The sequence below is a fragment of the Rhodobacter lacus genome (assembly GCF_042683065.1).
GTDB classification, from domain to species: Bacteria; Pseudomonadota; Alphaproteobacteria; order Rhodobacterales; family Rhodobacteraceae; genus Rhodobacter; species Rhodobacter lacus.
Window position 1 is genome coordinate 601,509 of sequence record NZ_JBHUIX010000013.1, and the last position, 25,174, is coordinate 626,682.

Genomic DNA, 25,174 nt, shown 5'->3' on the forward strand with positions numbered 1-25,174 from the left:
GCCTGAATGGGGCAGAGAATGTGCCGCTGGGCCGCCTATATCGGGCAACCGATTTTTCTGGAAGATATCGTCTCGAAACCGGGGCATTCGCTCATTCATCAGAGCCAATGTGCCACGCAATGCCACACTGCGATCAACGCCGATGGCTTTGGGCTGGCGTGGTATGATGCGCGCCCCGAGCCCGGGCTTTACCGCGATGTCATGCCCGCCTGGTCGGACCCGAACCTCAAGTCGTTGACGGCGCAGGTGAAATCTTCCCTGTTCTTGGCGCATGTGCGGGCCTCGACCGGCACCGCCACAAGCCGCAACAACTGCCACCCCTTTGTGGTGGGCCGCTGGAGCTTCATGCACAACGGCCAGATCGGGGGCTATGACCGCTTTCGGCGGGCGGGGGAGATGCTCATCCCCGATCATCTCTATCCGCATCGGAAGGGCGCGACCGACAGCGAGGCGCTGTTCCTGCTTGCGCTGGCCGAAGGGCTCGACGCCGATCCGAAAGGCGCTTTCGAGCGCGCGGCGGCGCGACTGGAGGCGCTGGCCGCCGAGCGCGGCTGTGCCCCGCATATGCGCCTGACGGCGGCGTTTTCGGATGGTCAGCGGCTCTACGCGATCCGCTATGCCTCGGATGATGCGGCGCCGACGCTGTATCACCGCTGGTCCGATACGCGGCGGGGGCGGGCGGTGGTCTCTGAACCGCTTGAGGATGGCGAGGGCGACTGGCAGGCCGTGCCGCCGGGGAGCTTTTGCGTTTTTGAGGGCGCGCGGGTGGGGATCGAGCCTTTTGCGCCGCCGCGCGCCGCCGCTGCCGCTTGACGGCGGCCCGGTGCGGGGCGTAACTGAGCGCATGAGACCCCGTGCGATCATCCGCATTTGCCTGATTTGCCGCTGACCAAAGTCACGCGGGCCGTTCTTCTGTTTTCATGTAGGATCGAATGAGCTAAGCCCGCGGCGAGAGCCCCGTGAGGAAGTTCATGATCCGTCTGCACAATTCGAAAACCCGCCACAAGGAAGCGTTTCGCCCGATCGACCCCGCCAATGTGCGGCTCTATCTGTGCGGGCCGACCGTCTATGACCGCGCGCATCTGGGCAATGCCCGGCCGGTGGTGGTGATCGACGTGCTTTACCGGCTCTTGCGCCTCACCTATGGCGCTGATCACGTCACCTATGTGCGCAATTTCACCGATGTCGACGACAAGATCAACGCCACCGCGCTGGCGCGCAAGGAGGCGGGGGCGGCGGGCACGCTCGAAGAGCTGATCCGCGCGCGCACCGAGGAGACGATCGGCTGGTATCACGCCGATATGGATGCGCTTGGCGCGCTGCGCCCCAGCCACGAGCCGCGCGCGACCGATTTTATCGGTGCGATGATCGCGATGATCGGCGATCTCATCGCCAGGGGCCATGCCTATGAAAAGGACGGCCATGTGCTCTTTCGGGTGCGCAGCTACGAGAATTATGGCGCGCTCTCGGGCCGCTCGGTCGATGACATGATCGCGGGCGCGCGGGTCGAGGTGGCGCCGTTCAAGGAAGACCCGATGGATTTCGTGCTCTGGAAGCCCTCGGATGCAGACCTTCCGGGCTGGGAAAGCCCTTGGGGCCGGGGCCGACCGGGCTGGCATATCGAATGCTCGGCGATGTCTTACGAACTCTTGGGCGCCTCGTTCGACATTCATGCCGGCGGGATTGATTTGCAATTCCCCCACCATGAGAACGAGATCGCGCAAAGCTGCTGCGCCCATCCCGAGGGGGGCTTTGCGAATATCTGGCTGCACAACGAGATGTTGCAGGTTGAGGGCAAGAAGATGTCCAAGTCTCTGGGCAATTTCTTCACCGTGCGCGATCTTTTGGATCAGGGCATTCCGGGCGAGGTGATCCGGTTTGTGTTTTTGCAAACGCATTACGGCAAGCCGATGGACTGGACGGCGGAAAAAGCCGCGCAGGCAGAGGCGACGCTGCGCAAGTGGCGTGCGCTCGTTGCGGGGATCGACCCCGCGCCGAGCGCGGCGCCCGCGGTCATCGCCGCGCTCAGCGACGACCTGAACACGGCGGGCGCCATTGCGGCGTTGCACCAGCTCACCGACCCGGCGGAGCTGAAAGCTTCGGCGGCGCTTCTGGGGTTGCTTGAGGATGGGCTGGGCGATTGGGCGGCGGTGCCGCAAGCGGATTTGTCTGGCCTTGCCGAAAAACTTGCTGAGCTGCGCGCCAAAGCGATGGAAACCAAAGATTTCGCGCCCGTCGATGCGATGAAGGCGGCGCTTGTGGCGGCAGGCGTTGAGGTGCGGATGTCGAAGGCGGGGGTGGAGCTTCTGCCCGGCGCCGGGTTCGACGCCGCGAAGCTGGAGGGGCTGTGATGGCGAAAGAGCGGCTCTACCTTTACGACACCACGCTCCGCGACGGGCAGCAGACGCAAGGCGTGCAATTCTCGGTGCCCGAAAAGATCGCCATTGCCGAGGCACTGGACGCGATCGGCATTGATTACATCGAGGGCGGCTGGCCGGGGGCGAACCCGACCGACAGCGACTTTTTTGCCGCCCGGCCGGAGACGCGCGCGACCTTCACCGCCTTTGGCATGACCAAGCGCGCCGGGCGCTCGGCCGCGAATGACGATGTGCTCGCCGCGGTGATGAATGCGGCCACGCCCGCGGTGTGTTTGGTGGGCAAGACCCATGATTACCATGTGACGACGGCGCTTGGCATCACGCTCGCGGAAAACCTCGAAAATATCCGCGCCTCGGTCGCGCATATGGTGGCGCAGGGGCGCGAGGCGCTGTTTGACGCCGAGCATTTTTTTGATGGCTACAAGGCGAACCCGGACTATGCGCTCGACTGTTGCCGCACCGCTTATGCTGCCGGCGCGCGTTGGGTGGTTTTGTGCGATACGAATGGCGGCACGCTGCCCGATGAGATTGGCACGATCACCCGCGCGGTGATTGCGGCGGGCGTACCCGGAGATCATCTGGGCATTCATACCCATGATGACACGGGCACCGCTGTCGCCAATACGCTCGCCGCCGTGATGGCGGGGGCGCGCCAGATCCAGGGCACGCTGAACGGGCTGGGCGAGCGCTGCGGCAATGCCAACCTGACCACGCTCATCCCCACATTGTTGCTGAAAGAGCCCTTCAAAAGCCTTTTTGAAACAGGTGTTTCTGAGGAGAAGCTGAAAAGTGTCACGCGGCTTTCGCGCCGGCTCGACGACATCTTGAACCGCGTGCCTCTGCGCTCGGCCCCCTATGTGGGCGCCTCGGCTTTCGCGCATAAGGCGGGGCTGCATGCCTCGGCGATTCTGAAAGACCCCTCGACCTACGAGCATATCGCGCCCGATTGCGTGGGCAACACGCGCCTGATCCCGATGTCGAACCAGGCCGGGCAGTCGAACCTGCGTGCGCGACTCAAGGGCATGGGGATCGCGGTCGACCCGAAAGACCCGCGGCTTGTCGAGATTCTCGACGAGATCAAGGAGCGCGAAGATCGCGGCTATGCCTATGATGGCGCGCAGGCGAGCTTTGAGCTGGTGGCGCGCCGCGTGCTTGGGCTGTGCCCGGAGTTTTTTGAGGTGCTGCGCTACCGCGTCGGGATCGAGCGGCGCAAGACCCGCGACGGGCAGATGGTCACGATGTCGGAAGCCGTGGTCGTGGTCAGCGTGGGCGGCGAGAAGATGCTTTCGGTCTCTGAAAGCCTTGATGCCGAGGGGCATGACCGGGGCCCGGTCAACGCGCTGTCAAAGGCGCTCGTCAAGGATCTTGGGCCCTATCAATGTCTGATTTCGGATATGAAGCTGGTCGACTTTCGGGTGCGGATCACGCAGGGCGGCACCGAGGCGGTGACGCGGGTGATCATCGACAGCGAAGACGGGCAGGGCGCGCGCTGGTCCACCGTGGGGGTGAGCCCGAACATCGTGGACGCCTCTTTCGAGGCGCTTCTGGATGCGATCTGGTGGAAACTGATCCGGGACGGGGCCAAGGCCGTATGAGCGACCCGATCACGCCCTGTGCCGAGGCGCTGGCTGCCGCAGACCCGGACCGGTTTGCCGCGGTGATGGCGCTGCCGGGGGCCGCGCGTGCACCGCTGTTTGCGGTTTATGCCGCGAACCTTGAGATGGCACGGGCGCCCTGGGCGGCGCGCGAGCCGATGGTGGCCGAGATCCGGCTGCAATGGTGGATTGATGCGCTCGGGGCGCTGGCCACCACGGGCGCGGAGCCGCGTCATGAAATTGGCCCCGCGCTTTTGAAGATTGTGCCGGAAGCGCTTGAGCTGCTTGTCGAAGTGGGAGAGGCGCGGCGGGCGGATTGCTGGTCTGACCCGTTTGAGGATGCGGGGCGGCTGCACGATTACCTTGACGCGACGAGCGGCGCACTGACCCTTGCGGCGGCGCGCGCGCTCGGGCTTTCGGGTCACGAGGCGGCGCTCCGCGCGGCCGGGGCTGCGGCGGGGCTGGCAAACTGGCTCGTGGCGCTGCCCGAGCTCACGGCGCGCGGGCGGTTGTGCCTGGTGGGCGCCACGCCCGCAGCCCTTGGCACGCTCGCCATCGAGGCGCTGGCCCGGCTTGAGGCCGCAGAGGAGGCGCTGCAAAAAGCCCCCGAGGCAGCGCGTTTTGCCATGCTGGCCCATTGGCAGGCGCGCAAGGCGCTGGTGCGCGCCGCCAAAGACCCGGCGCGGATTGCTTCGGGCGGGCTGCGCGTGTCCGAATTTTCGCGCCGTCTCAGCCTTTTACGCGCACGCGCCGCGCTCTGAATTTGGCGGGCGTGGCGAGAAAATGATGCGATTTAAGTGAATCTTCAATTGTTGCGCGCAAGGTCGCCGTTAACCCGTGCGAGCCCGCTCACAATCACGTCGTGCGGTGCGACGGTGGAGACCTTGAATGCGCTTTCGGACGTCCCTCTCGCTGGGGGTGAAACTGCCCTTGCTGCTGGTGGCGATCGCGATTGTCGCCCTGTCAGTCATGGCGGTTTCGTCCTATCGGGCGGCGCGGGATCTGCTCGCGGAAGAGGCGCAGGCACGGCTTGAGTTGACGCTCGAATCGCGCCGGGAGGCGCTGGAGGACTGGGCCGGGCAAACGCGCGCGCAGATGGCGGCTCTCGCGGCCAATCAGGGCACACAGCGGCTGATGCGCGATTTTGCCAATGCGTGGAAAATGCTGGGCGAGGGCGCGCAAGAGAATCTTCTGCACGCCTGGGTCGAAACCAATCCAAACCCGCCGCCAGACCGTTGGAAGCTCGATTTCTCTGGCGAAATCAATGACTACGGCATTATTCACCGGCGCGCTCATCCGGGGTTCGTGACGCTTGCGAACGATCTCGACCTGGCGGATCTGTTCTTTGTCGATCCGGCGGGGCGGGTGGTCTATTCGCTGCGCAAGGGCGCGGAATTTGCCGCCAATTTGAACGATCCCGCCTTCGCTTCGGGGCCGCTTGCGCAGACCGTGGCGGAGGCGCTCGCCGCACCTGAGGCGACGGTTGCCGTGTCGGGCCTGATGGCCGGTGCCGAAGCCGGGGCAGGGCCTGTCTATCTGGCCGAGGCGCTGCGCACGGCGCAGGGCGCGCCGCTGGGGGTGCTGGCCTTTGCGGTTGGCTTCGAGCGGCCCGCAGCGGTTTTGGCGAATACCAGCGCCCTCGGGGCAACGGGGCGGTCCTATCTGCGCGATGCGGAGGGCCGCAGTGTGGGCGCGTCGCCTGACGGTGCAACCGGACCGGAAGCGGGGGCGCAGATGCGCGGGCCTGACGGGCAACCGGTGGCGCGGCTCACAGCACCGCTCACGCTTTTAGGGCACGATTTCGTGCTGGTGGTGGAGCAGGATGAGGCGGAGGTTTTGGCCCCGGCCCGCGCTTTGGCCCAACATCAGCTCTTCAATGCTCTTTGGCTGATTGCGCTGATCGGGGCGCTTTCCGCCTGGGTGTCGCGTGGCATCGCGCGGCCGCTGCACGGGCTGGCCGAAGCCGTGGGGGAAATTGCCCGGGGCGATCATACGGTGGCGCTGCCCGCGACCGGGCGGCGCGACGAGCTGGGCGAGATTTCGCGCGCGCTTGATGCATTGCGCGGCGATCTGGCGGCGGGGGGCGAACGCCAGCGTGCCGCGGTGATTCAGGGCACGGCCTTCCGCACCTGCTCGGCGCCCCTGATGGTGCTCGATGCGGATCTGACGATTGTCTATGCGAATACGGCGCTTGGCCGCCTCGTGGCGGCGCGGCTTCAGGATTTTCGCACCCGCACAGCCGATCTTGAACCCGGGGCACTGGTCGGGCGTTCCTTTGCGGCGCTCTATCCGCTCGACACCGCAGAGCGCGACTGGTTTGACCGGGCCGATGCGCCGCCGTTCCACCGCGATGTGGCGCTGGGGGGCGGGCGCTACGGCGTGGATTTCTCGCAGATCCGCGATCAGGACGGGGCGCTTTTGGGCCATGTTGTCGAATGGCGCGATGTGACTGAACTGCGCATGACGCGGGCGCTTCTCAATGCGCTTGAGGCCACGCAACTGGTGCTCGAATTCTCGCCCGAAGGGCAGGTGGCGCGCGCCAATGCCAATCTGTGCGCGGCGCTTGGGGTGCACGCCGAGGCGCTGGCGGGGCGCGGGCATGACGGGTTGATCGAGGGCGGCGACCAGCTTTCTGCGATCTGGTCCCGGCGTGGCCCCCTTGAGCCGGTGGTCGGGCGGTTCGTGCTGCACGGGCCGGACGGGCGCCGGGTGACGGCCGAGGGCAGCGTGACGCCGGTGCCGGACCGCGCGGGCAAGCTTTTGAAAGTGGTGATGATTGGCAATGACATCACGCGGGGGCAAGTTGAGCTTGACGCCGCGCAGGCGCGCAATGCCGCCATGATGGAAAGCCAGCGCGCGGTTGTCGACGGGCTGCGGATCGGCCTTGAAGGGCTTGCGCGCGGTGATCTGAAGCGCCGGATCGACGCGGCCTTCCCGCCCGAATACGAGCAATTGCGCAACGATTTCAACAAGGCCGCCGCCACTTTGGCGGAGGCGATGGGGGTTGTGATCGACTGTGCGCTCAGCATTGATGGCGAGGTGCGCGAGATCTCCAACGCTGCGACCGATCTGAGCCAGCGCACCGAGCGGCAGGCGGCGACGCTCGCCGAGACCGTCTCTGCGCTTGATCAGCTGACCTCCTCCATCTCTACCGGCAGCGTGGGGATTTCGGAGGCTGACGAGATGGTCGACCGCGCACGGATCGGGGCAGAGAGTTCCGGGCAGGTGGTGCAGCAGGCGGTTGGCGCGATGAGCGAAATTGCCGAAAGCTCGGAGCAGATTTCGCGGATCATCGGCGTGATCGAGGATATTGCCTTCCAGACCAACCTTCTGGCGCTCAACGCAGGCGTCGAGGCGGCGCGGGCAGGCGAGGCGGGGCGCGGCTTTGCCGTTGTGGCCTCGGAGGTGCGCGCGCTGGCGCAACGCTCCTCAGCCGCCGCACGCGAGATCGACACGCTGATCTCGACCTCGTCCGACCACGTCAGCCGCGGGGTTGATCTGGTGGGGCAGACCGGCACGGCGCTCGATGGCATCCTCGTTTCGGTCAATGACATCGCCGCAAGGGTCTCCAAGATTGCGCTTTCGGCGCGCGAACAATCTGCCGGGCTGAGCGAGATCAACAATGCGATGCTGCAACTCGATCAGGTGACGCAACAGAATGCGGCGATGTTCGAGCAAACCACGGCTGCGGCGCAGGCGCTCGGGCGCAGCGTCGAGGCCTTGACCACCACCACCGCGCGCTTTGATGCGGCCCCCGTTTCCGTTGCCGCTGCCGTTGCTGCGCCCGCACCGCGCGCCGAGGTGCAAGCGATGCGGCCGAAAGCGCAAGCGCGCACGGCGCCCGCGCCCAAAGCGCCCGCTGTATCCGGCCCGGTGCCACGCAGTGCCGGTGCCCTCGCCCTGAAGCCCGATCCGGGTGACTGGGAAGATTTCTGAGATCGAAAACCATGCCTTTGACTCTTAACAACCGAGTGCCGAGATGACCCCGAAACGCGTTCTGATCGTCGACGATTCCCCGACCATCCGTGCTCTTCTGCGCACCATGCTGGCGCAGGATCCGCGCCTGACGGTGGTGGGGGAGGCCTGCGATCCTTTTGACGCACGCGAGAAGATCAAGGCGCTTTCCCCCGATGTGCTGACGCTTGATGTCGAGATGCCGCGGATGAATGGGCTGGAGTTTCTCGAAAAACTGATGCGGCTCAGGCCGATGCCGGTGGTGATGATCTCCACCGAAACGCAAAAGGGCTCCGTGGCGGCGCTTGAGGCGCTCTCGCTCGGGGCGGTTGAATGTATCGGCAAACCGAGCTTTGACCGGCTCTCGGACACTTTCGCCAATCTTGCCGACCTGCTTGTTGCCGCGGCGGGGGCGCGGCTGCGCGGCGCGGAAGCGCGGGCCCGTGTGGCGCCCGCCACGGATTTCAACTGGAACGGCAAGGTGGTGCTTGTCGGGTCTTCGACCGGCGGCGTCGATGCGCTTGAAACGCTGCTGTCGGGGTATCCGCGCAACTGCCCGCCGACGCTGATCACCCAGCATATGCCGGAGGGGTTTCTGGCCTCCTTCGCGCGCCGGCTCGACAGCAACATGGTGCCGAAGGTGGAGCTTGCGCGCGATGGCGTCTTGCTGGCGCCCGGCCACGTTTATCTTGCGCCAGGGGGCGATTATCACCTCGCCGTGGCGGGGCATGAGGCGCCCAAATGCCGCCTTGTCGCCAGCGACAAGCGCAACGGGCACCGGCCTTCGGTGGAGGTGCTGTTCGATTCCGCGGTGCCGATCGCCAACCGTGTCGTGTCGGTGATGCTCACCGGCATGGGCAAGGATGGTGCCGAGGCGATGGTGCGTTTGCGCCGCGCCGGAGCCCGGTGTCTGGCGCAAGATGAGGCGACATGCGTCGTCTTTGGCATGCCGCGCGCGGCGCTTGAGTTGGGGGCCGCCGAGCGCGCGGTGCCGATCGGCTCGATGTCGCGCGCGGTGCTTGATTTGTGTAGTGGGAACGGCCGCGGTGCGGCTCAGTTCAGTTCTGTTCGGAGGGCCTGAGAATATGGCGCATCATCACAAGAGCCATCATATCGCCCAGGGCGAATTTGCCACGGCGCGTGGCCTGGAGGCGTCGATCTCGACGATTCTGGGATCTTGCGTGGCCACTTGCCTCTATGACGAGACGGCCCAGATCGGAGGCATGAACCATTTCCTGCTGCCCGATGGCGCAGGCGCGGGCTCGCTCAATTCTGCCCGCTTTGGCGTGAACGCGATGGAACTCCTGATCAACGCGTTGATCAAGGAAGGAGCAAGTCGGAACAGGTTGAAAGCCAAGGTTTTTGGCGGCGGTCGCATGATTGCGGGGCTCTCTGATGTGGGCGCGAAGAACGCGAGCTTCGTGCTCGACTTCCTGCGCCGCGAGGCGATCGAATGCACCGGCCAGAGCCTTGGAGGCACGCAGGCGCGCCGCGTTGAATTTTGGCCCGGCAGCGGGCGGGCCCGACAACGCCTGCTGGGCGAGACGCAGGTGGTGGAGACCCCGCCGAAACCGCCGGCAGCCAACGGCGTCGAACTGTTCTGATCCGGGCTCCGGCCAGACCTTTCGCGCAGGACTCTGCTCTGCCTTCAGGCGCGCCCTTCGGGGCGCGCTATTGCATGGCGGGCGGATCTGCCCCGCCTCATCCGCCGCGACATCCGCCCCCGCGCCAACGCCGCCGATGGGCGCGCAGGCGCGCGTCACGGCCCGGTTGACGGACCCGGGCGCACCGATAACCGCAGATCACTCGACATTCGAGATCTTGAAAGGGCCGGTTTTCCTCCGGCCCCGAAGTCTCCGCCGCCAGTCTGAGCGGCCCCACGAAGGCCGCGAACCAGATCATGCATTCGGTGCGCTGGGGTTGGAGTTATGAGCCTGAAGCCATCGCGCAAAATCTTGGAAAGTTCCCATGAAATCAGTGCATTCTGCGGCGGTGTTGCCTCAATCGAAAGGCGCTGCACCGGCTGCCTTCTCGGCTATGGATCGGACGATATGCACGCCCCGCCACCCGCGGAGCCGACTTGGGGGGATGGCCCAGTTTGCCATGATCGCTCGGGCCAATATACCAAGCACGATAGCCTTGCCGGTAATCCGCCGCTTGATCCGGTGAAGGACACCGCGAATACCCTCACCGGCGCGCCGCTGCATGCGGTGGCGACAATGTAAAACACGGCGGTCTCTCCTCGGTGCTCTTTGACCCGGTGCGTTCGGTCGATGTGCATCTGTCGCGCGATGGGGCGAACATGACCTGCAAGCCCTGCCATGTCTCCGACACGCACGTTCTGGCGGGATCGCGTTCTGGGGGGATGGGGTCGATCTTCATGCTGCCCGCCGGGCGCCGCGCGATACCGTGTCGTTCCGTTCTTGCCACGGCGATCCGCCGCACAAGGGGCCGAACCTGCATGTCTTTGCCGCCTTTGACACCGCGTCTTTCGTGGCGGCGCGGCTCACCCTGCCGCTCAACGGGATTGAGGCGTATCAGCCGCGCCACGGAAGCCCCTGAAACCGGAGGAGTTTTTGACTTTTGATCGGGTTTGGTGCAACGAAAAAGCGCCGCAAAGCGGCGCTCGTTTCAGGCGGTGAGTGAGGGGGACGGGATCGGCGCGATCAGCCGTTCCAGCTGCGCACCGCGCCGCAATCCATATGGACGAAATTGGAGCGCATGTAGCGGCCCACGCCCCCCGCATGGCAGGCCATCGCGGCGGAATAGATCTGCGGCACCGAGCGCGATTTCAGCCGCAAATCGGCCGCCATGCCCTGCATGTGCAGCGAGTTCTTGGCGACCCCGCGCGAACGCGAGCGCAGCATCGCATTGGTGGCGGGCGAGCGGTAGCCCGAAAGGAGCATGTAGGGCTCGCGCGTGTCCATCAGGCGATGCGAGGCGGCGGCGATGTCGATCGTGCGCGGGTCGATGACTTTCACCTGATCGGTGCGCCAGTCGCGCATGAAGCTGTTGATCTCTTTCAACGCCTCGGGAATGTAATTGCCCTCGATCCAGTAGATCATGTCGAGGCTTTCGCCGGTCCGCCCCGAATACATTCGGATCTGCCGGATATCGCCTGCACCGCGCAAGAGCCCAAAAGCGTTGCTCATCGTTGGCGCCGCAACCACCATCGTGGAAGCAAAGGCCGCAAGAAGCCCGCGACGGGAAGTCGTCATCATGCTCATCGGTTCGCCTGTCCCTCGGTTTGTGCCGTTTGTACCAGCGGCTTTCAACCAAATTTAACCATTCACCGTGGCAATGTTATGGCATAGCCCGATTCATGTTTCAAATTGTCATTTATCCAGAAGTAGGGGTTTCCGTACCTTTCGGCAGAATCTTGCCAGAGTGCCCTCCGCCTGTGCCGGGCCGGGCTGTGGCGCGTTTGCATCGTTTCGCAGCGACAGCTTCGGGGGCCGCCTCTTGGTTTGCGGGGTCTCTGGACAGGGCCAGGTTTTTCTCTCAGGCTGTCACGAATGATTTCAGGGGAAACGCAATGACCGGATGCGATTGGCGCGGGCTCGGGAGAGGGGCTCTTTTGGCATGTCTGATGGGGGGCGCGAGCCTCTCGGCGGTGGTGCTGACGTCGCCTGCAAATGCGCAGGTTCCGGCGCTTGCGGGCTTTGCGCAGGCCGTGGCGGAGGGGGCCGCGGCGGAGCCTGCGCTTGCCGCCTTCTATACTGAACACGCCTATGCGCCGATCTGGACCGATGCCGCCGCCGCGCCGCGCCGCGCTGCGTTTTTTGCCGCGCTCGATCAGGCGGGCGCGCACGGGCTGCCGGTCGGGCGCTATCAGGCGGAAGCCTTGCGCGCGAAATTTGCCGCGATCGAAAGCGAGCGTGAGCGCGGCTTGCTTGAGGCCGAGGTCTCGCGCACCTATCTCGCTTGGGCGCGCGACATTTCCTCGGGCGCGCTGGAGCCCAAAAAGATTGACGCCGGAATTGTGCGGGAGATCACGCGGCCTGATCCGGCGGTGTTGCTGGCCGGGCTGATCGCGGCGCCGTCACCTGAGCATTTCCTGCGCGATCTGGCGCCGAAAACGCCGCAATATGCCAACCTGATGCGGGTGCGGCTGGAGCTGGCCGATCAGATTGCGCAGGGGGGCTGGGGCGAGAAAGTGCCCGCCAAGCGGCTTGGGCCGGGCGAGGGCGGCCCCGCCGTGGTGGCGTTGCGCGACCGGCTGATGAAAATGGGCTATCTTGGGCGCTCGGTCTCTGCCAGCTATGATGCCGCGCTGCAAAAGGCGGTGCAGAGCTACCAGTTCGACCTTGGCATGAAAGCTGACGGGGTGGCGGGTGAGGCGACGCTGTCCGAGATCAACGTGGCGCCTGAGGAGCGGCTCAAATCGGTGCTCGTGGCGATGGAACGCGCGCGCTGGCTCAATGGCCGCGACCTGGGCAAGCGCCATATCTGGGTGAACATCACCGATTTCAGCGCGCGGATCATCGACGACGGCAAGATGAGCTTCGAGACCGTGACCGTGGTGGGGCAAAACCGGGCCGACCGCCGCACGCCGGAGTTTTCCGACGAGATGGAGATGATGGTGATCAATCCGAGCTGGTCCGTGCCGCGCTCGATCACCGTGAAGGAATATCTGCCGATGATGCAGCGCAATCCGGGCGCTGCGGGGCATATTCAGCTGGTGGACAGCCGCGGTCGCACCGTCTCGCGCGGCTCTGTTGATTTTTCCGCCTACAACGCACGCAACTTCCCCTTTGCGATGCGCCAGCCGCCGTCGCAGGGCAATGCGCTCGGGCTCGTGAAATTCCTGTTCCCGAACCCCTACAACATCTATCTGCACGATACGCCCTCGAAGTCGCTGTTCCAGCGCGAGGTGCGCGATTTCTCGCATGGCTGCATCCGCGTGGGCCGGCCCTTCGATCTGGCCTATGCGCTGCTCGCCCGGCAAGCGGATGATCCGCAAGGCTATTTCCAGAAGATCCTGAAAACCGGGGCAGAGACGACGGTGCGGCTCAAGGAGCCCGTGCCGGTGCATCTGGTCTATTTCACCGCCTGGCCCAATGCGCGCGGGCGGATCGAATATCGCCACGATGTCTATGGCCGGGATGCGGCGCTCTATGGGGCGCTGGCGAAGGCAGGGGTAGAATTGGCGCCGCTGACGAATTAAGTCTCAGCTGAGGGCGCGCAGGCGCCGGGCACGAAGAGGCGAACATGGCGCAGACGGTCGAAACCATCGCACGGGCATTGGCGGCGCGGGCCGAGGGGGATTTGTCTCTCCCCATCGAGGGCGCCTCCGAGCCGCAATCGGCCGGGCCGAAACAGATCGCGCTGGCAATGAGCGCGAAGTATATTCCGGGCCTTTCGCAGGGCAAGGCGCTTGCCGCGATCCTGCCCGAGGGGACGGATTGGCGGGCTTTGGGGCTGAAGGCGGCGATTTTTGTCGCGCGCCCGCGGCTTGCCATGGCGGGGCTTTCGAAAGCCTTTGATCCGGGCCCCGAGATCGCACCGGGGGTCCACCCGAGCGCGGTGATCGACGCCACGGCCGAGATCGGCGCGGGCGCGGCGATCGGGCCTTTCGTCGTGATCGGGCGGGGCGTGAAAATTGGCCCCGGCGCGCGGATCGCGGCCCATGTCTCTATTTCTGAGCATGCAAAGATTGGCGAGCAAGCCCTTGTTTTGCAGGGCGTAAAGATTGGCGCGCGCGTTGTGATCGGGGATCGGTTCATTGCCCAACCAGGCGCGATTATCGGTTCGGACGGGTTTTCGTTCGTCACCCCGGAGAAATCTGGCGTTGAAGAAATTCGCGAAACGCTGGGGCAGCGTGACGCGATCACCGAGCAAAGCTGGACCCGGATTCACAGCCTGGGCACGGTGGTGATTGGCGACGATGTCGAGATTGGCGCCAATACGGCGATTGACCGTGGCACGGTGCGCGCCACGGCGATTGGCTCGGGCACCAAGCTCGATAACCTCGTCCATGTTGGGCACAACGTGCAGATCGGGCGGGATTGTCTGCTCTGCGGGCAGGTCGGCATCGCGGGCTCGTCACGAATCGGCGATAGGGTGGTGTTGGGTGGCCAATGCGGGGTGAATGACAACATCTTTGTGGGCGATGACGTGATCGCGGGGGGCGCGACCAAGATCTTCACCAATGCGCCGGCGGGGCGGGTGCTGCTGGGCTACCCGGCCGTGAAGATGGAAACGCATGTCGAGGCGTGGAAGAATATCCGCCGCCTGCCGCGACTCTTCGCGCAAGTTGCGGAGCTTCGGGAAACTGTTACAAAATACTCGCAAAAGGAGGGCACGGAGTAACCAGCAAGATGAGGCCCGACATGCAGCAAGAGATTCTCTCCATCATCGCGCGTGAAGCTGCGATGGACCCTACCGAAGTGCGCCCGGACATGACGCTTGAAGATCTGGGGCTCGACAGCCTCGGGCTCGTCGAGATGATCTTCTCGATCGAGGAGACCTTTGGCATTTCCGTTCCGTTCAATGCCAATGAGCCGACGCAGAACGATTTTGACATCTCCTCGGTCGGCGCGATCGTGCGTGCGGTTGAGCGGCTGATCTCGACGCCGGAGCTGGCCTGAGGCATGCGACGCGTTGTTGTCACCGGGGCCGGGACGGTCAATGCGCTGGCCCCGGATGTGGCAGGAACGCTCTCCGCGATGCGCGAGGGGCGTTGCGGCATCGGAGCGCTGGACTTTGCCGATGTCGAGCGGCTGAGCGTGCGGATTGGCGCACAGGTGCGCGGCTTCATGCCCGAGTCGCTGTTCGAAAAGGGCAAGCTTTCCTTTTATGACCGCTTCACCCAGTTTGCCCTTGTCGCCGCGCGCGAGGCCATGGCGCAGGCGGGGCTGGCGCAGGTGTCCGGCGATCCAACGCGTTGGGGCGCGATTATTGGCACGGCTGGCGGTGGCAATGCGACCGTGAACGAGGCCTATCGCGCCGTTTATGCAGAAGGAAAAAACCGGGTTCATCCGTTCACCGTGCCGCGTCTTATGAGCAATGCGGCCGCCTCGCATCTGTCGATGGAATGGGGGCTCATGGGACCCAGTTTCGCGGTGGCAACGGCCTGTTCCAGCTCGAACCACGCGATCGGTCTGGCGTTTCAGATGATCCGGTCCGGCATGGCAGATGGCATGCTCGCGGGCGGCGCGGAATCGATGCTGAATTTCGGCGGGCTGAAGGCTTGGGAAGGGCTGCGGGTGATGTCTCCCGATGGCTGCCGGCCTTTTTCTGCCAGTCGAAATGGCATGGTGCAGGGCGAAGGGGCCGGCGTTTTCGTGCTTGAATCGCTTGAGGGGGCGCAGGCGCGTGGCGCCAATATCCTTTTTGAGATCAAAGGCTTTTGCATGACAGCTGATGCGGGGGACATTGTCATGCCCTCGCGGGATGGTGCCGCGCGCGCGATGCGTGGCGCGCTGGCCGATGCCGGGCTTGGTGCCGATAAGGTTGCTTATATCAACGCCCATGGCACCGGCACGGCCGCCAATGACCGCACCGAGGCGGCGGCGATTCTCGAAGTGTTCGGGGCGCGGGCGCCGCGCCTGCCGGTGTCGTCGACGAAGGCGATGCACGGCCATTGCATTGGCGCGACCGGGGCGGTGGAACTGCTCGCCTGCCTGATGGCGCTGCGCGAGGGGGTGATCGCGCCCACGGTGAATTTTGAGACGCCCGATCCAGACTGCCCGCTCGATGTGGTGCCCAATGTGGCGCGCGAGGCGCGCGTCGATACGGTGATGAGCAATGCCTTTGCCTTTGGCGGGCTCAATGCGGTGCTCGTCCTCGGCCGGCTCTGACGGCCGCGCCGAAAATGCAAAACGCCGCCCCTAAGAGCGGCGTTTTTCGTTTTTTCAGAGAGGCTTATTGCCCGACTTGCAGAGCGTCATAAGCGGCAGTGAAGCCCTTGAGCGAGATCGTCAGCTCAACGGGTTTGTCGGCCACCGCAGCGGCCACCACGGTCATGGCGATCTTGTTGCCTTTCTTGAACAGCTCAAGATCGGCGGGTTTGAGCAGCACATTCGCAAAGCAACCGCCCTGGGTGCAGACGTTGAACGGGAGCGCGAGCGGCTTTTGCGTGTCGATCTGAAGCGTCACGCCGCGCGTGAGCAGGGTTTCGAGCGGCGTGGTGATCGTGGCGCCAGCCACCGCCTCGCCCTCCGGCTTCGGCAGCCGCATGATCGAGATCGCCGCCGTGCGGGTGCCCTCGCCATCTTTCATCACCTGGAACATCTCGCAGGGATCGCTGCCGTTCTCGGCGCGCAGGCATTGCACCTGCCAGTCGTCGAAAGTGTTCTTGATGTAGGTCGTGCCGGGGCCTTCCGCCGAAGCTGCGGGCGGGGTTGCAGGCGGGGCGGCAGGCGTTTCCGCCGCGGGGGCCGGGGTCGGGGCGTCTTGCGCCATCGCCATCGGTGCGCAGAGACCGAGGGCGAGGGCAAGGGCGAAGGATATGCTCTGTTTTTTCATGGTATTCCTCCAAGGGGATGGTGCCGATTTAGCATGCACTCCCAAGCCTGTCAGGCATAAATCCGCGTTACCCGGCGCTTTGGCGGGCCTTGCGGGCTGACAGTTGCGTGAAAACCGCCGGGGCGGAACCTGTGCCTTGACATGATGAAGGGCTCCGTTTCCAGAGCCCTTCTCCCCCTGTCGGACTGGCCGACTATATCATTGCGAGGAACGCTAGCGGCGAAGGCTGCGCGCGTCAACTGTCAAATTCATCTTTCCGTGATGCCGCTCAAAGCCTTGCCCAGGAAAGGAAAAATTCGTGCCAGAAAAAAGCCGCGCCCGGGGGCGCGGCCAGTCGACAGGGAGGAAGAGTTCCGGGGCCAGAGGGCGCAGCCGGAACGCTTTCAATGTGGCACAAAAGGGTTAATCAACTATTGTCTGAGTTAACGCGCTTGGGGGCGGACAGATCGGGGGCAGCGTGAGCGGGATTTTGACCGAGGCAGGGATCTTTGTGGGCGGCGGCGGGGCCGACCGAGAGCTGCCGCAGCAGCTGTTGTTGCGCTACGGCAACCGTCACGGGCTGGTCGCCGGAGCGACCGGGACCGGCAAAACGGTGACGCTTCAGGTGCTGGCGGAGGGGTTTTCCGCGGCAGGTGTGCCCGTGTTTCTTGCCGATGTGAAGGGGGATCTGGCGGGCCTCGCAAAGGCAGGATCAGCGCAGGGCAGCCTGCATGACGCCTTTCAAAAACGTGCCGATAATATTGGGCTCGATCTGAGCTATCAAAGCTATCCCGTTACTTTTTGGGATATTTTTGGAGAACAGGGGCACCCCGTTCGCACCACGATTTCGGAGATGGGGCCGCTTTTGCTGTCCCGCCTTCTGGACTTGACCGAGGCGCAGGAAGGGGTGCTGAACATCGTTTTTCATCTCGCCGATGCCGAGGGGTTGGCGCTGCTCGACCTTGCCGATCTGCGCGCCATGCTCGCCCATGTGGGCGCGCGCGCGGATGAACTGGAACTGCGCTATGGCACTATTTCGTCGGCATCGGTGGGGGCGATCCAGCGCCGGCTTCTTGTGCTCGAAACCCAGGGGGCGGTGTCGTTCTTCGGCGAGCCCGCGCTCGATCTGGCCGACATGATGCAGGCCGCCCCTGATGGCCGCGGACAGATCAACATTCTCGCCGCGGATCGTCTTATGGGTTCGCCACGGCTCTATGCGACCTTCCTGTTGTGGCTGCTCTCGGAGCTTTTCGAACAGCTTCCCGAGGTCGGAGACCCGGAGCGGCCGCGGTTTGTCTTTTTCTTTGATGAGGCGCATCTGCTGTTTGACGATGCGCCCAAAGCGCTGGTTGACAAGGTTGAGCAGGTGGCGCGGCTGATCCGCTCGAAAGGGGTGGGGATCTATTTCGTGACCCAAAGCCCCACCGATGTGCCCGAGGCGATCTTGGGGCAACTTGGCAACCGGGTGCAGCATGCCTTGCGGGCCTTTACCGCGCGCGATCAGCGCAATCTTGCACGCGCGGCGGAGACCTATCGCCCCAATCCGCGGTTTTCGACCGAAACCGCGCTCCGAGAGGTGGGAACGGGCGAGGCTGTGACCTCTTTTCTTGAGGCGAAGGGGGTGCCCGGTATGGTTGAGCGCACTTTGGTGCGCCCGCCGCAATCCCGCCTTGGTCCGTTGACATCGGAAGAACGCAAGGAACTGCTTGCCGCCTCCGCGCTCGGGCGCAAGTATGACCGGGCGATTGATCGCAGCTCCGCCGCAGAACTTCTTGCAAAAAAAGCACAAAATGCTGCTATAGAGGGGCAGGAAGATGGCCCCGGCCCCGCTTCGGACACCGGCGGCGAGCGCGAGTTCAACCGCGCCCGGCGTTACACCCCGGGGGGCTCTGCAGCGCCGGGATCTTCGCTCAAATCCCCGCGCGGAGGTGCTGCATCGCGCTCGGATTCGGTGGCAGAAGTGTTTGGCAAGGCGATGGCGCGGCAGATCGGCTCAAAGGCCGGGCAAGCACTCGTGCGCGGCGTGCTCGGCTCGCTGTTCAGGTCACGCTGAGGGGCCAGAGCGCGCGCTTCCGCGAGAATTGCGATCAAAAGATCGACGTGATGCAGGAAACTGTACTGCGCCGCCCCGGCCTGACGCGCGGCCTCAACCATGGCTTCCTCGGTCAACAAGACGGGAAGCGCCACCGCGGGCGGGGGCACATCTGTTCCGCTCAGCAGGCGCCGCAGATCGCGATTGCGCAGATAGTCGCGCTGGCCGAAACGGGCGGCGCGGGTCAGCAGTTTGGGGCGGCGCAACCGCGCCAGAAGTGTGCTGTGGTCGTCCATTTTGCACTCCCGAACGTGTCAGATCGGCGCAACAAAACACAACCGAAGCGGGTGTTGCGCAATTTGCCGCTCAACCGCGCGCTGCGTTATGGGATCTTTAGACTTTTTAAAGAATTTTGAGGATCGCCCCGTTTCTTAACGAAGGGGTAACCAAAGCAACCCACGGTTGAAGCATATTCGACGGCTTTGCGGCCGGTTCGAACGGGGGAGAGAGATGAGCGAGACCATGCCGGCCAAGGCGGAATTGCCCGCCTGGGTGCCCGATGTCGCACGCATCTATCTGCGGCATGTCGAGGAGGGGGTCCCGATCCGGGCGCTGGCGCGCGCGGAGGGATGCCACGCCTCGACGATCCTGCGCCAAGTGCGCCGGATCGAGGCACGGCGCGATGACCCGCTCATCGACGAGGCATTGGCACGGCTGGGGCAGGGTGCTCCGGTTGTGCCAGCGTTCACCGCTCTGACCGAGGCTTCGGCTGTGCCGAATCAGGAAACCTGCCCGATGACAGCTCCGATCCGCCCCGCCCAGACAGCCACCCACCGTGCAACCGGGCGCAGCGCGCCCTCTGCGTTGCCGGCGTATCAAGACCGGCTTGCAGAGGATCTGCGCGCAAAAGAGGAGGGCCGCATTCTCCGGCGTCTGGCGGAGCCGGGCGCTGTGCTGATCGTTGCGCCAGAGATGGACAAGGCGGTGGTGCTGCGCGGCACGGTGCGCATTGCGGTGATGGAACGCGAGCTTGCTCAGGGGCTTGCGCTGCGAGATTGGATCACCATCAAACATACGGGCCGTGTCACGAGTTACGAAATTTCCAGCGTCGGGCGGGCTGCCCTCAAGCGGAGCCTGGCCGAGGAGCGTGTGGCGCGGGGCGAAGACCCTGAGGCCGAAAGCCCGGAAGCCAGCCAGCATCGGGAATGGGGCACGCTGACCGAGGGCCCGGGGCGTTCGGCGCGCATGCGTGCCAATCTCGCCGAAAGCCCTTTGGCGGTTTTGGCACGGCGGCGCGACGCCAATGGCACGCTGTTTCTCGCGCCCGAGCTTGTCGCTGCCGGAGAGCGGCTGCGCGAGGATTTCGAGCTTGCGCAAATGGGGCCGCGCGTGGCGCAAAACTGGGAACGCTTCATGACCGGGGCCGCACGCGGTCAGTATCGGCCCGATCTTGGCACCGGTGGCCCGGGCGGGTCGGAGCGCGCCCGCGAGCGGGTGGCGGCCGCATTGTCGGACCTCGGGCCCGGGCTCGGGGATATGGTGTTGCGCTGTTGCTGTTTTCTGGAAGGGCTTGAGGCGGCGGAGAAGCGCATGGGCTGGTCGGCGCGCTCCGGCAAGATCGTGCTGCGCATCGCGTTGATGCGGCTCAAGCGTCATTATGACGAAACCTATGGCGGTGCCGCGCCGTTGATCGGCTAAGGGTTTTGCGTGGTGCGCTCTCTCTGCAAAAGAGCGTATTCCCAATGCTATATGCTGCTTTCCTCGCGTGGTCGAACGCGCGAGGAACCTCTCTCGCGCGGCCCATGCGCCGTTCTCTCGACACCCCTGTCGTTCCCCCCGCGCGCGGTTTGCTCCGCGCGCAATTTGCATCGCGCCGGCTTTCGCTCTATGTCAGCTTCATCGCTTATGAAAGGATGCCCCCTTGCGCGATCTCAAGCTTCCCGGCCAGCGCCACCCGGAAAAGGCGCATCGTCCTGACAATGCCCAGCCGAAGAAACCGAGCTGGATTCGCGTCAAGGCGCCCACCTCGGAGGGCTACAAGGAAACGCGCGAGATCCTGAAGGCGAACAAGCTCGTCACCGTCTGTGAGGAGGCGGGGTGCCCGAACGTTGGCGAATGCTGGAGCCACGGTCATGCGACGATGATGATTATGGGTGAGATCTGCACCCGGGGTTGCTCGTTTTGCAACGTTGCGACCGGTCGCCCCGACGCGCTTGACGTCTTTGAGCCGGGCCGTGTCGCCCATGCCGTTGAAACGCTTGGGCTCAAACATGTGGTGATCACCTCGGTTGATCGCGACGATCTTGAGGATGGCGGGGCGGAGCATTTCGCGCAGACGATCCGCGCCGTGCGCCACCGTGCCCCGGCGACGACGATCGAAGTGCTGACCCCGGATTTTCTCAAGTGCTCCCCGAAAGCACTTGAAATTGTTGTCGAAGCGCAGCCAGACGTTTTCAACCACAACCTTGAGACGGTGCCGGGGCTCTATCCTTCTGTGCGCCCCGGGGCGCGGTATTTCCACTCGCTTCGGTTGTTGCAACGGGTGAAGGAGCTTGACCCGCGCATGTTCACGAAGTCGGGGATCATGGTCGGGCTCGGGGAAACCCGCGAGGCTGTGCTGCAGATTATGGATGACATGCGCGCCGCGGACATCGACTTTCTGACCATCGGTCAATACCTGCAACCGACGCCCAAACACCATGCGGTGGACCGGTTCGTGACGCCCGAAGAGTTTTCCGATTATGAGAAGGCGGCCTACGGCAAGGGGTTCGGGATGGTCTCGGCAACGCCGCTGACACGATCAAGCTACCACGCCGGCGAAGATTTTGCCCGTTTGCGTGCCGCGCGTCTGGAAAAGCTGGGCCAAAACTGACCGATAATCTCAATCTCTGCGTTGTGGAGGCCATTGGTTCATAAACCGCGGTGCCGCGTTCCTCTTGGGCAACAGGCCTTCTTTGTTGTCTCAACGGCGCGAATAGGGCCAACCAGGGGGCGGAGAAGCGCGCGCTTTTGTGAGAGTGGCGCCTCAAGCATATGATAAAGAACATTTATTGTTGATTTTGGATTGAGCTTCTCGGGCACGCACTGGTTTTTGAGGATCCCATCGCGTCTTTGTGCCGGTAACGCATCGGGGGAGGCTCGATCTGTGAGCCTTGTTCCGCGGCGTTCTTGTTGTTGCCGATAATAACAACGAGAAATTCTCCTGCATGGGGAACGGCGCTCCCGATAGCTCCCGATAAAAGAGATTATCTGTCGCGCACCCCGCATCATGGGCTCAAAATGGTCTGCCCCATCCACTTTGCGACCTTTGTCGCGCCCTCATAGCGGCGCTCATGACGATTATGCGTGTTCGGAACCAGGCTGACGGACGGGGCGCCGCTTCGACGACGCCCTGAAAGCTCGAAGCCGTCGTTCGGTCGGGCGAGAGCGGGCCAATTGGCTCGGATGCGCGGTTGCTTCGACGCGTCGGAGGGCTGCGAATCTGGGCCGCGGCGCCCGAGGCGCGCGACTTTCGATCTCGCGTGAGCGGGTTCGGTTCTATATAGCTTGCGCCCAGTCTTTCCGTTTCTGTGGGGGGCCTGACCAATGTCAGGCTCTAGGTGCACACATCGGAAGGCGGCACGAGGGCGCGAAGCTGGAGCTGGCGGGAATGGAAAAATATATCAAAAACAATAATAAAGAAGCCGAAGCGAAGCTCCGTTCAAACGCTCGTCTGTCGGTTGCGCCGATGATGGACTGGACCGACCGCCACTGCCGCATGTTTCACCGCACCATCTCGCGTCATGCGCTTCTTTATACCGAAATGGTCACGGCCCCGGCGGTGATCCATGGCAAGCGTGCGCAGCTTCTTGATTACAGCCCGCAAGAACACCCGGTTGCGCTGCAACTCGGGGGCTCCGATCCCGCCGAACTGGCGCAGGCCACCAAGATTGCTGCCGATTGGGGCTATGATGAGATCAACCTCAATGTCGGCTGTCCGTCTGACCGGGTGCAATCGGGGGCTTTTGGCGCGGTGTTGATGAAAACGCCGGATCTGGTGGCGCGCTGTGTCGAGGCGATGATCGCTGTGTCGCCGGTGGAAGTGACCGTCAAATGCCGGATCGGTGTGGATGATCAGCTGGCCGAGGAGGTTTTGCCGGCGTTTTTGCGCAGCCTGTCCGGGGCGGGGGTGCGCCGTTTCACGCTGCATGCCCGCAAGGCGTGGCTGCAGGGGCTCAGCCCGAAAGAGAACCGCGAGATCCCGCCGCTCGACTATCCGCTTGTGCATGCGATGAAACGGGAATTTCCGGACCTTCATCTGAGCCTCAACGGCGGTGTTGCCACGCTTGCGCAGGTGCAGATGCATCTTGACGCCGGGATGGACGGGGTGATGGTGGGCCGTGCGGCCTATGGCGAGCCGATGGATGTGCTCGGCGGGGCCGATGCGGCGCTCTGGGGCGATGGCGCTCCGCGCTCGCCCTTTGAGGTTGCCGAAGCGATGAAACCCTATATCGACGCGTATCTGGGGCGGGGCGGGCGGCTGCATCAGATCACCCGCCACATGCTTGGCCTGTTCCATGGCCGCCCCGGCGCGCGCGGCTGGCGCCGTGTTCTGTCCGAAGGCGCAACCCGCGAGGGCGCGGGACTGCCTCTTTACGACCGCGCCCTGGCCGAGGTGACGCGCGGCCTGTGAGGCCGCTCAGCCTCTCTTACAAGCCCGCCCGCTTGGCCGCGTTCCAGAGCCCGTCCATTTCGGCGAGGTCGCTTTGATCGGGGTGCTTGCCCGCTTTCGCGAGTTCAGCCTCGATGAACTCAAACCGGCGGGTGAATTTGGCATTGGCCGCGCGCAGGCAAGCCTCGGCATCAAGCCCCAGATGCCGGCCAAGGTTCACCATCACAAAGAGCAGATCGCCGTATTCCTCGGCGCGTTGCTCCGGCCCGAGCCTGTCGCGCGCTTCGACAAGTTCTTCAGCCTCCTCGGCAATCTTTTCGACCACCTCATGCGTCGAGGGCCAGTCAAAGCCCACCCGCGCGGCGCGCTTTTGCAGCTTGAGCGCGCGCGTCAGCGCCGGGAGCCCCAGCGCAACGCCATCCAAAACCCCGGTCTCGGCCTTCTGCGCACGCTCGGCTGATTTTATTTTTTCCCAATCTTCCGTCTGTTGCGCGGCGCTCTTGTCACGGCTCTCGGGTCCAAACACATGCGGATGCCGCGCGATCATCTTTGTCGAAATGGCCCTCAGCACCCCGACAAGATCAAAGTGCCCGGCTTCGGAAGCCATCTGCGCATGATAAACGACCTGCAGCGCCAGATCGCCAAGTTCGCCCTCAAGCTCCCCCCAGGCCTCGCGCGTGATCGCATCGGCCACCTCATGCGCCTCCTCGATCGTGTAGGGCGCGATCGAGGCAAAATCCTGCTCGATATCCCAAGGGCATCCGGTTTGCGGGTCGCGCAGGCAAGCCATGATCGCCGCGAGCCGGGTGATCTGGACCGCGACATCGGCGGTTTCATCGAACAGTATCGGATCGGTCGGTTTCGCCATTGCCTCTCGCTCCTCTCGGGTCCATCTAGGTTCCTATCCCTTTCGCAATCCCAGAGTCCACCATGCCCGTGATCAACCGTATCGCCGCCCTTGCTCCCGAGATGAAAGAGTGGCGGCACTGGCTGCACCGCCACCCCGAACTGGAGTTCGATCTGCCGCAAACGGCTGCTTTCGTGGCCGCGCGGCTGCGCGAGATCGGCGTGGACGAGATCCATGAAGGCATCGCCACCTCGGGGATTGTGGCGTTGATCCGCGGCCGTGCCACGGGGCCGACGATCGGGCTGCGCGCCGATATGGATGCCTTGCCGATCGAGGAGATCACCGGGGCGGACTATGCCTCCGAGCACCCCGGCAAGATGCATGCCTGCGGCCATGACGGGCACACAACAATGCTTTTGGGCGCGGCCAAATATCTGGCAGAGACGCGAAACTTTGCCGGCACGGTGGCGCTTCTGTTCCAGCCCGCGGAGGAAGATGGCGGCGGCGGCGAGGTGATGGTGAAAGAAGGGGTGATGGAGCGCTTCGGCATCACCCAGGTGTTTGGCATCCACAACGCGCCAAACCTGCCGCTGGGCCATTTTCAGACCGCGCCGGGGCCGCTCATGGCGGCGGTTGATACCGCTTGGGTGACGGTGACGGGGCGCGGTGGCCATGGCGCCACGCCGCATGACTGCATCGACCCGATCCCGGCGATCACCGCGATGGTGGGATCACTGCAGACCATTGTCAGCCGCAACCTGTTTCCGCTCGACGAACTCGTGGTGTCGGTCACGCAGATCCATGTGGGCACCGCCAACAACATCATCCCCGAAAGCGGCTGGTTCTGTGCCACAATCCGCTCGTTCACGCCCGAGGTGCGGGCGATGGTGGAAAAACGTTTCCATGAGATCGTCGAGGGCACCGCTGCGGCTTTTGGCGTGACGGTCGAGATCCGCTACGACAAGGGCTATCCGCCCACCGTGAACGATGCCGAGAAGGCGCGCTTTGCGGCCGAAGTCGCGCGCGAGATCTCGGGCGCGGAGGCGGTGTGTGATGATGCCGGGCGCGACATGGGGGCGGAAGATTTTTCCTATATGCTCGAGGCGCGGCCGGGGGCCTATCTGTTCATGGGCATTGGCGACGGTGCGGGGCTGCACCACCCGGCTTATGATTTCAACGACGAGGCGGCGCCGATCGGGGCGAGCTTCTTTGCGCGGCTCGTCGAACGGGCACTGCCCGCGGGCTGAGGGGAAGCGCCCGCCTTGGGCG

General features: G+C 64.3%; 21 protein-coding genes and 1 pseudogene. 18 read left to right on the forward strand and 4 right to left on the reverse strand.

The features are described from left to right. The first annotated feature begins 18 nt into the window (after positions 1-18). From ACFSM0_RS14960 to ACFSM0_RS15000, 9 genes are all read left to right on the forward strand, one after another. Entirely contained in the window at positions 19-813 is a 795-nt protein-coding gene (locus ACFSM0_RS14960; RefSeq protein WP_377392049.1) for a class II glutamine amidotransferase, read from the forward strand. Between the two features lie 158 nt (positions 814-971). After that, on the forward strand, positions 972-2,351 hold the full coding sequence (cysS, locus tag ACFSM0_RS14965; RefSeq protein WP_377392052.1) for a cysteine--tRNA ligase: 1,380 nt from the start codon (positions 972-974) through the stop codon (positions 2,349-2,351). Further along, entirely contained in the window at positions 2,351-3,973 is a 1,623-nt protein-coding gene (gene cimA, locus ACFSM0_RS14970) for a citramalate synthase (protein ID WP_377392055.1), read from the forward strand. Before cysS ends, cimA begins: the two co-directional genes overlap by 1 nt. Continuing rightward, entirely contained in the window at positions 3,970-4,734 is a 765-nt protein-coding gene (locus tag ACFSM0_RS14975; protein WP_377392058.1) for a squalene/phytoene synthase family protein, read from the forward strand. The genes cimA and ACFSM0_RS14975 overlap by 4 nt, the downstream gene beginning before the upstream one ends. 127 nt (positions 4,735-4,861) lie before the next feature. Beyond that, entirely contained in the window at positions 4,862-7,909 is a 3,048-nt protein-coding gene (locus ACFSM0_RS14980; protein WP_377392061.1) for a methyl-accepting chemotaxis protein, read from the forward strand. A 43-nt stretch (positions 7,910-7,952) separates the two neighbouring features. Continuing rightward, on the forward strand, positions 7,953-9,008 hold the full coding sequence (locus ACFSM0_RS14985; protein ID WP_377392064.1) for a protein-glutamate methylesterase/protein-glutamine glutaminase: 1,056 nt from the start codon (positions 7,953-7,955) through the stop codon (positions 9,006-9,008). 4 nt (positions 9,009-9,012) lie between these two features. Next, positions 9,013-9,531, forward strand: a complete 519-nt coding sequence (locus ACFSM0_RS14990; RefSeq protein ID WP_377392067.1) for a chemotaxis protein CheD — start codon at positions 9,013-9,015, stop codon at positions 9,529-9,531. Positions 9,532-9,855: 324 nt separating this feature from the next. Continuing rightward, positions 9,856-10,152, forward strand: a complete 297-nt coding sequence (locus tag ACFSM0_RS14995) for a hypothetical protein (protein ID WP_377392070.1) — start codon at positions 9,856-9,858, stop codon at positions 10,150-10,152. A gap of 184 nt (positions 10,153-10,336) precedes the next feature. Further along, positions 10,337-10,489 (forward strand): hypothetical protein, encoded by a 153-nt coding sequence (locus ACFSM0_RS15000; RefSeq protein WP_377392073.1) that lies wholly within the window; start codon positions 10,337-10,339, stop codon positions 10,487-10,489. Positions 10,490-10,593: 104 nt separating this feature from the next. On the opposite strand, the gene mepK is transcribed toward ACFSM0_RS15000, so the two are convergent. Next, positions 10,594-11,154 (reverse strand): peptidoglycan L,D-endopeptidase MepK, encoded by a 561-nt coding sequence (gene mepK / locus ACFSM0_RS15005; RefSeq protein WP_377392076.1) that lies wholly within the window; start codon positions 11,152-11,154, stop codon positions 10,594-10,596. A gap of 308 nt (positions 11,155-11,462) precedes the next feature. Between mepK and ACFSM0_RS15010 the strand changes: the two genes are divergently transcribed. From ACFSM0_RS15010 to ACFSM0_RS15025, 4 genes are read left to right on the forward strand one after another with little or no spacing between them, the layout of a single operon-like run. Next, a complete protein-coding gene (locus ACFSM0_RS15010; RefSeq protein ID WP_377392079.1) occupies positions 11,463-13,094 on the forward strand; it encodes a L,D-transpeptidase family protein in 1,632 nt (543 codons plus the stop codon). Between the two features lie 44 nt (positions 13,095-13,138). Beyond that, entirely contained in the window at positions 13,139-14,239 is a 1,101-nt protein-coding gene (gene lpxD / locus ACFSM0_RS15015) for a UDP-3-O-(3-hydroxymyristoyl)glucosamine N-acyltransferase (RefSeq protein WP_377392082.1), read from the forward strand. 8 nt (positions 14,240-14,247) lie between these two features. Continuing rightward, complete coding sequence (locus ACFSM0_RS15020) at positions 14,248-14,517, forward strand: acyl carrier protein (protein WP_377392085.1); 270 nt, start codon at positions 14,248-14,250, stop codon at positions 14,515-14,517. A 3-nt stretch (positions 14,518-14,520) separates the two neighbouring features. Beyond that, complete coding sequence (locus ACFSM0_RS15025; protein WP_377392088.1) at positions 14,521-15,729, forward strand: beta-ketoacyl-[acyl-carrier-protein] synthase family protein; 1,209 nt, start codon at positions 14,521-14,523, stop codon at positions 15,727-15,729. Positions 15,730-15,793: 64 nt separating this feature from the next. Here ACFSM0_RS15025 and ACFSM0_RS15030 read toward each other — a convergent pair whose 3' ends face one another. Then, the gene (locus ACFSM0_RS15030) at positions 15,794-16,396 is read right to left on the reverse strand and encodes an invasion associated locus B family protein (RefSeq protein ID WP_377392091.1); all 603 of its coding nucleotides are present in this window, start codon (positions 16,394-16,396) and stop codon (positions 15,794-15,796) included. 457 nt (positions 16,397-16,853) lie between these two features. Between ACFSM0_RS15030 and ACFSM0_RS15035 the strand changes: the two genes are divergently transcribed. Continuing rightward, positions 16,854-18,428, forward strand: a complete 1,575-nt coding sequence (locus ACFSM0_RS15035) for a helicase HerA-like domain-containing protein (RefSeq protein ID WP_377392094.1) — start codon at positions 16,854-16,856, stop codon at positions 18,426-18,428. 53 nt (positions 18,429-18,481) lie between these two features. On the opposite strand, the pseudogene ACFSM0_RS15040 reads toward ACFSM0_RS15035, so the two are convergent. Further along, a pseudogene (locus ACFSM0_RS15040) lies at positions 18,482-18,703 on the reverse strand (DUF6477 family protein); the annotation flags it as partial. A 214-nt stretch (positions 18,704-18,917) separates the two neighbouring features. Here ACFSM0_RS15040 and ACFSM0_RS15045 point away from each other — a divergent pair. The 3 genes from ACFSM0_RS15045 to dusA all read left to right on the forward strand — a co-directional run bounded on the left by ACFSM0_RS15045 (position 18,918) and on the right by dusA (position 23,079). After that, positions 18,918-20,105 (forward strand): DUF6456 domain-containing protein, encoded by a 1,188-nt coding sequence (locus tag ACFSM0_RS15045; RefSeq protein ID WP_377392097.1) that lies wholly within the window; start codon positions 18,918-18,920, stop codon positions 20,103-20,105. A 223-nt stretch (positions 20,106-20,328) separates the two neighbouring features. Continuing rightward, the gene (gene lipA / locus ACFSM0_RS15050) at positions 20,329-21,279 is read left to right on the forward strand and encodes a lipoyl synthase (protein ID WP_377392100.1); all 951 of its coding nucleotides are present in this window, start codon (positions 20,329-20,331) and stop codon (positions 21,277-21,279) included. Between the two features lie 777 nt (positions 21,280-22,056). Continuing rightward, on the forward strand, positions 22,057-23,079 hold the full coding sequence (gene dusA, locus ACFSM0_RS15055) for a tRNA dihydrouridine(20/20a) synthase DusA (RefSeq protein WP_377392103.1): 1,023 nt from the start codon (positions 22,057-22,059) through the stop codon (positions 23,077-23,079). A 16-nt stretch (positions 23,080-23,095) separates the two neighbouring features. On the opposite strand, the gene mazG is transcribed toward dusA, so the two are convergent. Then, entirely contained in the window at positions 23,096-23,926 is an 831-nt protein-coding gene (gene mazG / locus ACFSM0_RS15060) for a nucleoside triphosphate pyrophosphohydrolase (RefSeq protein ID WP_377392106.1), read from the reverse strand. Between the two features lie 62 nt (positions 23,927-23,988). Here mazG and ACFSM0_RS15065 point away from each other — a divergent pair, with 62 nt between their 5' ends. Next, the gene (locus tag ACFSM0_RS15065) at positions 23,989-25,152 is read left to right on the forward strand and encodes a M20 aminoacylase family protein (protein WP_377392109.1); all 1,164 of its coding nucleotides are present in this window, start codon (positions 23,989-23,991) and stop codon (positions 25,150-25,152) included. The last annotated feature ends 22 nt before the right edge of the window (positions 25,153-25,174 follow it).

Excerpts from the sequence above, each read along its gene's own strand:
- ACFSM0_RS14960 (WP_377392049.1), top strand. The coding sequence starts at position 19 with ATGTGCCGCTGGGCCGCCTATATCGGGCAACCGATTTTTCTGGAAGAT.
- cysS (WP_377392052.1), top strand. The coding sequence starts at position 972 with ATGATCCGTCTGCACAATTCGAAAACCCGCCACAAGGAAGCGTTTCGC.
- cimA (WP_377392055.1), top strand. The coding sequence starts at position 2,351 with ATGGCGAAAGAGCGGCTCTACCTTTACGACACCACGCTCCGCGACGGG.
- ACFSM0_RS14975 (WP_377392058.1), top strand. The coding sequence starts at position 3,970 with ATGAGCGACCCGATCACGCCCTGTGCCGAGGCGCTGGCTGCCGCAGAC.
- ACFSM0_RS14980 (WP_377392061.1), top strand. The coding sequence starts at position 4,862 with ATGCGCTTTCGGACGTCCCTCTCGCTGGGGGTGAAACTGCCCTTGCTG.
- ACFSM0_RS14985 (WP_377392064.1), top strand. The coding sequence starts at position 7,953 with ATGACCCCGAAACGCGTTCTGATCGTCGACGATTCCCCGACCATCCGT.
- ACFSM0_RS14990 (WP_377392067.1), top strand. The coding sequence starts at position 9,013 with ATGGCGCATCATCACAAGAGCCATCATATCGCCCAGGGCGAATTTGCC.
- ACFSM0_RS14995 (WP_377392070.1), top strand. The coding sequence starts at position 9,856 with ATGAGCCTGAAGCCATCGCGCAAAATCTTGGAAAGTTCCCATGAAATC.
- mepK (WP_377392076.1), bottom strand. The coding sequence starts at position 11,154 with ATGAGCATGATGACGACTTCCCGTCGCGGGCTTCTTGCGGCCTTTGCT.
- ACFSM0_RS15010 (WP_377392079.1), top strand. The coding sequence starts at position 11,463 with ATGACCGGATGCGATTGGCGCGGGCTCGGGAGAGGGGCTCTTTTGGCA.
- lpxD (WP_377392082.1), top strand. The coding sequence starts at position 13,139 with ATGGCGCAGACGGTCGAAACCATCGCACGGGCATTGGCGGCGCGGGCC.
- ACFSM0_RS15020 (WP_377392085.1), top strand. The coding sequence starts at position 14,248 with ATGAGGCCCGACATGCAGCAAGAGATTCTCTCCATCATCGCGCGTGAA.
- ACFSM0_RS15025 (WP_377392088.1), top strand. The coding sequence starts at position 14,521 with ATGCGACGCGTTGTTGTCACCGGGGCCGGGACGGTCAATGCGCTGGCC.
- ACFSM0_RS15030 (WP_377392091.1), bottom strand. The coding sequence starts at position 16,396 with ATGAAAAAACAGAGCATATCCTTCGCCCTTGCCCTCGCCCTCGGTCTC.
- ACFSM0_RS15045 (WP_377392097.1), top strand. The coding sequence starts at position 18,918 with ATGAGCGAGACCATGCCGGCCAAGGCGGAATTGCCCGCCTGGGTGCCC.
- dusA (WP_377392103.1), top strand. The coding sequence starts at position 22,057 with ATGGAAAAATATATCAAAAACAATAATAAAGAAGCCGAAGCGAAGCTC.
- mazG (WP_377392106.1), bottom strand. The coding sequence starts at position 23,926 with ATGGCGAAACCGACCGATCCGATACTGTTCGATGAAACCGCCGATGTC.
- ACFSM0_RS15065 (WP_377392109.1), top strand. The coding sequence starts at position 23,989 with ATGCCCGTGATCAACCGTATCGCCGCCCTTGCTCCCGAGATGAAAGAG.